Annotated in this window: 6 protein-coding genes; 4 read left to right on the top strand and 2 right to left on the bottom strand. The window is 68.2% G+C overall.

The window, feature by feature from the left end; translation table 11 throughout:
* Positions 1-222: 222 nt before the first annotated feature.
* Entirely contained in the window at positions 223-1878 is a 1656-nt protein-coding gene (locus tag AB7O82_RS36350; RefSeq protein ID WP_428556404.1) for a tetratricopeptide repeat protein, read from the bottom strand.
* Between the two features lie 186 nt (positions 1879-2064).
* On the opposite strand from AB7O82_RS36350, the gene AB7O82_RS36345 reads away from it, so the two are divergent.
* The 3 genes from AB7O82_RS36345 to AB7O82_RS36335 all read left to right on the top strand — a co-directional run bounded on the left by AB7O82_RS36345 (position 2065) and on the right by AB7O82_RS36335 (position 4813).
* Positions 2065-3714, top strand: coding sequence for a YifB family Mg chelatase-like AAA ATPase (locus AB7O82_RS36345; RefSeq protein ID WP_428621711.1), 1650 nt, complete (start codon positions 2065-2067; stop codon positions 3712-3714).
* 34 nt (positions 3715-3748) lie between these two features.
* Positions 3749-4108: a hypothetical protein gene (locus AB7O82_RS36340; RefSeq protein ID WP_428556140.1), complete on the top strand. Its 360-nt coding sequence runs from the start codon at positions 3749-3751 to the stop codon at positions 4106-4108.
* Positions 4109-4192: 84 nt separating this feature from the next.
* Complete coding sequence (locus AB7O82_RS36335; RefSeq protein ID WP_428556143.1) at positions 4193-4813, top strand: GyrI-like domain-containing protein; 621 nt, start codon at positions 4193-4195, stop codon at positions 4811-4813.
* Between the two features lie 8 nt (positions 4814-4821).
* Here the strand turns inward: AB7O82_RS36335 and AB7O82_RS36330 are convergent, their stop codons facing one another.
* Positions 4822-5208, bottom strand: coding sequence for a cupin domain-containing protein (locus AB7O82_RS36330; RefSeq protein ID WP_428556146.1), 387 nt, complete (start codon positions 5206-5208; stop codon positions 4822-4824).
* A gap of 291 nt (positions 5209-5499) precedes the next feature.
* On the opposite strand from AB7O82_RS36330, the gene AB7O82_RS36325 reads away from it, so the two are divergent.
* On the top strand, positions 5500-6078 hold the full coding sequence (locus AB7O82_RS36325) for a TIGR00645 family protein (RefSeq protein ID WP_428556149.1): 579 nt from the start codon (positions 5500-5502) through the stop codon (positions 6076-6078).
* Positions 6079-6394 lie beyond the last annotated feature (316 nt).

Below are 6394 nucleotides of genomic sequence, written 5' to 3'. Positions count from 1 at the left end.
ATTTGGAGCGAGATATCTAATACCGCACTCTTGTCTGCTGACTAACCTTCATGGATGAAACTCATGGCTGGGAGCGCGCCACTCCGAGGGCGCTCATGGATTCTGTGATCGAGAGGATGAGCGCCATCGGAGTGGCGCGCTCCCAGCAGAAGAGTCTGCTTGTTGTTAGTGCCGTCACGATCTGCCTCGAAGTCTTGCCAGGGATTGCGAGTCCGGCGGCGATCACGCCGCCGTCCGCAGCCGGCAGAAGCACGACGCCTTGATCGGCACGTCGGCCCACGCGGTGGCGATGGCGAGACGCTGGGCGACGATCTGCGCCTCGGCGTGCTTGCCGAGCCGCACCAGGCATTCGTGCAGCCCGTGCAGGCTCCAGACATTCTCCGGATGCTGGCAGGCGCGCGGCAGGGTCCCACCCAGCCCGAGGTCGGCGCGATAGATTCCCTCGGCGCGCTCGACATGGCCTTGCTCGAGCAGCAGCGCGCCGAGCGCGTGGCGCGTCGGCTGCATCCAGCCCCACGGCTCGTCGTAGGGCAGGGTGTCGTCGAGCTCGACCGACCTGGCGAGATGCGCGAAGGCCCGGTCGAACTGACCTTTGCGGTAGGCGATCTCGCCCAGAAGCATCTCGCCGGCGATCGCCAGGATGTCGCGGCAGGTGTTGTTGAACAGATAGCGCGAGGGCGGCACGCGCGCGTAGGCGGCGTCGAAGGCGCGCGCCTCGTGCTCGGCCGCCGCCACGTCGCCGCTCGCCGCGTGGGCGACGGCGCGGGCATAGTGGGTCATCGCGGTGGTGACCGAGTAGAGGTCGCGATCCTTCGGCAGCGGCAGGGTGATGATGTCGGCCCAGCGGCCGAAGCGGATCAGGACGTGCAGCTTCATCGGCACGAAGCCCTCGAGCCAGTCGGCCATCGGCGGCGATTCGATGCGCAGCAGGTCCTCGGGCAGGCTGGCGATCAGGTCGTCGGCCGCCTCGAGCGCCGGCTGCAGCTGGCCGAGGAACATCGCGCCGTAGATCCGGAAGTGGAAATCGTGGCAGCGATAGAGGGTGTAGAAATTGTCGGCGCCCGCGCGGGCGGCGTACTTGCGGTCGGCGACGATGGCACGGCCATTGCCGTCGATCACGCTCTTGTACAACCCGCACAGGACGTCGATGTGCGTCGCCATGTGCACCAGGTGGCCGGCATCGGGGACGAGGCCCCGGAGCGCGTCGGCCGCGCGCAGGGCATTCTGCGGTTCGGGCGACATCTCCATCAGATGGACGTAGAAGTGCAGCAGGCCGGGATGCGCCATGCCGCCCGGCCGCGCGATCGCCCGTTCGAGCACGGCCTTGGCTTCGAGCGTGTCGGCGCCCTCGGCCGGCTGGCCCGTGCTGATGTCCCACAGCTGCCAGGGCGTGCGGTTCATCAGCGCTTCGGCGAACAGCGCCGCGACATCCGGATCGTCGCGATGGGCACGATGGGCCTCGCGCAGTCGTGCGGCATAGCGGTTGTTCCAGTCCGCCGTTACCGCGCCGGGGTCGTCCGACGGGTAGCGCTCGGCCAGCGGCGCGATCAGGGCCTGCTCGACCGGGCTCGCCGTGCTCGCCAGGGCCAGCGCCCGGCGCGTCGCCGCGCGGGCGCGCTGCAGCGATTGCTCGAGGTCGGCCGGATCGAACGCCTTCCACTGCTTGTTGTAGTTGGGCCCGGCCGCATAGGCGATGCCCCAGTGAGCCATCGCGCAGGACGGATCGGCCTCGGCCGCCCTGGCGAAGCAGCGCACCGCCTCCTCGTGGTTGAAGCCGTAGCACCAGACCAGCCCGCGATCGAACCACGCCTGGGCCTCCGTCGAGCGGGTCGTGACGGGCCGGCTGTAGGAGCCGAGGTCGTAGTCGTAGACGGCCATGAGCGTCTCCTCCCCAGGTCGTTGCACCGCCGGTGAAGGACGGTATCGTCATCGGTCCCTTCCGTAAACGGGACGGCGGCCTTCGTCGCCGCGACTGTCCGCATGTCGTTCCAGAATGCAACTATAGATTGATTTACTTTCAAGTGCGTCGTTCATAGATTGTTCTCCGTGCCGTCGGAGAACGCCATGCAAGCCAAGGTCAGGACCGTCTCGTTTCAGGGTATCGACGTCCTGCCGGTCGACGTCCAGGTGCTGGTGGCGCCGGGGAATGTCGGCTTCGCCCTGGTCGGTCTCGCCGACAAGGCGGTCGGCGAGAGCCGGGAGCGGGTGCGGGCGGCGTTCCGCGCGCTCGGGCTGGCGCTGCCGCCGCAGCGCATCACGGTCAACCTCTCGCCGGCCGATCTCGCCAAGGAAGGCAGCCACTACGACCTGCCGATCGCCGTCGGTCTGCTCGCCGCGCTGGGCGTGATCGCGCGCGAGAGCATCGAGGGCTACGTGGTGCTGGGCGAGCTGGCCCTCGACGGCGCGCTGATGCGCGTGCCCGGCGTCCTGCCCGCGGCGATCGCCGCCCGGGCGGCGGGGCGCGGCGTGATCTGTCCGGCGGTTTGCGGGGGCGAGGCCGCGTGGGGCGGCTTCGAGACCGCGAACGACGCCGGCGCCGCCCCCCACGGCGCCGGCGTCGAGCCGCCGCAGATTGTCGCCGCGCCTTCGCTGCTCGCCCTGATCAACCATCTGCGCGGCAAGCAGGCCCTGCCGCCGCCGCAGGCCCTGATGGAGGAGGATCGCGCACATTATCCCGACCTCGCCGAGATCAAGGGCCAGGAGACGGCCAAGCGCGTGCTCGAGGTCGCCGCCGCCGGCGGCCACAACCTGCTGATGATCGGCCCGCCCGGCTCGGGCAAGTCGATGCTGGCCGCGCGCCTGCCCGGCATCCTGCCGCCGCTCGAGGCGGAGGAGGCGCTGGAAGCCTCGATGGTGCGCTCGCTGGCCGGCGATCTCGGCGAGGGCCGGCTGAGCCGCCGCCGCACCTTCCGCGATCCGCACCATTCGGCGACACTGCAGGCCCTGGTCGGCGGCGGCCTGCGCCCCAGGCCCGGCGAGGTGTCGCTGGCCCACCACGGCGTGCTCTTCCTCGACGAACTGCCCGAGTTCAATCGCGCCGCCCTGGAGGCGCTGCGCCAGCCGATCGAAACCGGCCGGGTGACGGTGGCGCGCGCCAACGCCCACGTCACCTATCCCGCGCGTTTCCAACTGGTTGCGGCAATGAACCCCTGCCGCTGCGGCCATCTCATGGAAGCGTCGCGGGCCTGTGGCCGCGCCCCGCGCTGCGGGCTCGACTACCAGGGCAAGCTCTCCGGCCCGCTGCTCGACCGCATCGACCTCACCGTCGACGTGCCGCCGGTGGCGGCGTCCGATCTCGCCCTGCCGCCACCCAGCGAATCCTCGGCCGAGGTTGCCCAGCGCGTCGCCGCCGCGCGCGCCGTGCAGCGCGAGCGGCTGGCCGCGCTCGACCGCAAGGGCAAGCTCGTCACCGTCGAGCCCGATCAGACGGCGGGCCTGCTCTCGGAGCGGGCGCGCCACTGGTCCAAGCCGCGCTGCAATGCCGACACCGACGGCGCGCTGCTGGCGGCGATCGCCGAGCCCGATGCCGACGGCCGCGCCCTGCTGGCCCGTGCCGCCGACCGCCTCGGTCTGTCGGCCCGCGCCTGGCATCGCACGCTCAGGGTCGCCCGCACGCTCGCCGATCTCGACGGCTCCGACGCCGTGCGCCGCCTGCACATCGCCGAGGCGCTGAGCTATCGGCGCAGCGAGCCGCGGCAGTCGGTGGCGGCGTAGGTCATTTGGTCCTAGACTTCAGGAAACACTTTCGATGTCGACGATGACCTTCGACAAGCTCGCTTATGTGGATCGGCTCCGGGCGGCAGGCTTCGACGAGCCTCAGGCCCGCGCGATGGCTGATGGCCTCGACCAGGCGCTGCGCGAGGAAGTGGCCACCAAGAGCGACATTGCTGCACTTCGGGTCGAGCTCAGAAGCGAGCTGGGCCTGCTCAGAGGCGAGTTGGGCACGCTCAGAAGCGATATGGGCACGCTCAGAGGCGATATGGGCGGTCTCAAGGGGGAGCTGTTGGCGGCGACGAAGGCCGACAAGATAGACCTGCTGAAATGGGTCGTCATGCTGATCGTCGGCCAGACCGCCATCTTGACGGTGCTGAAGCTGCTTGGCCGGTAGGCCGGCATCGCCGCAGCCTGTCCGAACCAGGGACCCCGCGGCCAGCCAGCGATGCCAAGCCTGCCACACAGGGCGACATGCGGGATGATGGCGAAGATCGATTTCAAGAAGAAGCTCAAGCCGCTCTACAGCCCGCCCGCCGGGGAATTCGTGCCGGTCGAGGTACCGCTGATGCAATTCGCGAAGGTGGACGGCGAGGGCGATCCCAACACCGCGCCGGCCTACCGTTCGGCTGTCGAATGGCTCTATGGGGTCAGCTACGCGATGAAGTTCGCCGCGAAGGCGGCGCTCGGCAAGGACTACGTGGTGCCGCCGTTGGAAGGACTATGGTGGGCCGACGATCCCGCGAGCTTCGTCACGCGCGAAAAGAACCAGTGGCGCTGGACGATGATGATCATGGCCCCGGAGTTCGTCGCGCGCGATGCGTTCGAGAACGCAGCAGCCAAGACGGGCAGGAAACTCGGCCGGCCGCCGAAAAGCCTGCGCCTCGAACCCTATGGCGAAGGGCTGTCGCTCCAGACCCTGCATGTGGGCAGCTATGACGGGGAAGGTCCGGTCCTGGCGCGCCTTCATGGCGAGGTGATGCCGAGCAAGGGGGTGACCTTCAACGGACCCCATCACGAGATCTATCTGAGCGATCCGCGCAAGACCGAGGCGGCAAGGCTCAGGACGATCCTGCGCCAGCCGGTGAAGGCCCTGCCGTAGGCGGTTCCCTATTTCTGGGCGGCGCCCAGCGGCGGTCCACCCTCGAGATAGCGTGTCGCCATGTGCGCGCCCTGCTTGGGCAGGAAGGCGATGAAGCGCGCCCCTTCGGGACTCACCACGGTGAAGGCATGCGGCGTGCGTGCCGGAACCGAGATCGTCTGGTTCTTGCCGACCAGCAGGCGCTCGTCGCCGATGCGCACGTCCAGCGTGCCCTCGATGACGACGATCACCTCGTCGACCTCCTCGTGGAAGTGCAGCGGGGCTCCGGCGCCTTTCTCCAGGACGGCCATGCTGGAGCTCACCGAGACGCCTTGCGCCTCGCCCGCCAGGATGTAGTTGCGATAGCCCGGACGCCAGGGAATTTCCCGCGCCTCGTCGTTCCTCACCACCGGCATGTCGATCTCCCAGGGCTTGTCGAGACGGCCAAGCTTCCCACCTGAGATCGGCCGGCGCCAGCGCGATCGGCGTCGGCGTAGGCTGGAGCAACCGACCAGGGCGTCTCGCGCGAAGCTTCGATTGCATAGCACCATGGCGAGCCGGCGCCCCTGCCGACGCGCGTTCAGCCGGGCCGCTCGGCGGCAATGAGCGGGCTCCCCTTATCCGCGAAATCCACAGGAAGGTCACATGGGAGTCACAATCGTCCCGAACTAAGAACGTTGCCTCCTCGTCGATTCAGCAGGTACGACATGACCGGTCCGGGACACAGCTACGATGATCGCGACCCGCGCGGGCTAAAGCCCATTCCGCGGCTCATCTTCGCCTCGCGCTGGCTGCAACTGCCGCTCTATCTCGGGCTGATCGTGGCCCAGGTCGTCTATGTCTACCTGTTCCTCAAGGAGCTGCTGCACCTGGTGATGACCACCGCGACAGTCACCGAGCTGCAGGCCATGCTGATCGTGCTGGGGCTGATCGACGTGGTGATGATCTCCAACCTTCTGATCATGGTGATCGTCGGCGGTTACGAGACCTTCGTGTCGCGCATGGAGCTCAACCGCCATCCCGACCAGCCGGAATGGCTGAGCCACGTCAATGCCAGCGTGCTCAAGATCAAGCTGGCGATGGCGATCATCGGCATCTCCTCGATCCACCTGCTGCGCACCTTCATCGAGGCCGGCAGCCTCGGCACCGAGAGGTCGACCTACACCGAGGCCGCCATCATGTGGCAGGCGATCATCCACGGCCTGTTCATCCTGTCGGCCATCGGCATCGCCGTGGTCGACAAGCTGGCGCAGCCGTCGGCGCCGAGACACGCGGCCGAGCACTGAAGGTCGCCGCTTCGTCAGCGCAGCGACGAGCCCGGCAGGGCACGGCCCCAGAGGCGGTCGAAAGCCCGACAAAGTCCTCCTGAGGAGGTCGCGTAGCGACCGTCTCGAAGGATGGGCGACACAGGAGATCGTTGGAAAAGCGATGTCGCGATACGCTTCACGGTTGCTGACCAAAGGGCGGAGGTTACTTAACCCGAATCGAGACGCGGCCTTCCGGGTCGCTCCTCAGGGTGGGGTCCTTTTTGACGCCTATGAGGGCACGGCCCTGCAAAGCCTGTGTTGTGCCCATGATGCGGGCGTCGAGCTCCAGCCCCTG

This window comes from Reyranella sp. (assembly GCF_050185545.1).
GTDB lineage: Bacteria > Pseudomonadota > Alphaproteobacteria > Reyranellales > Reyranellaceae > Reyranella.
Note: the sequence above shows the minus strand (reverse complement) of the source record. Positions and strands in the feature narration are given on the sequence as shown.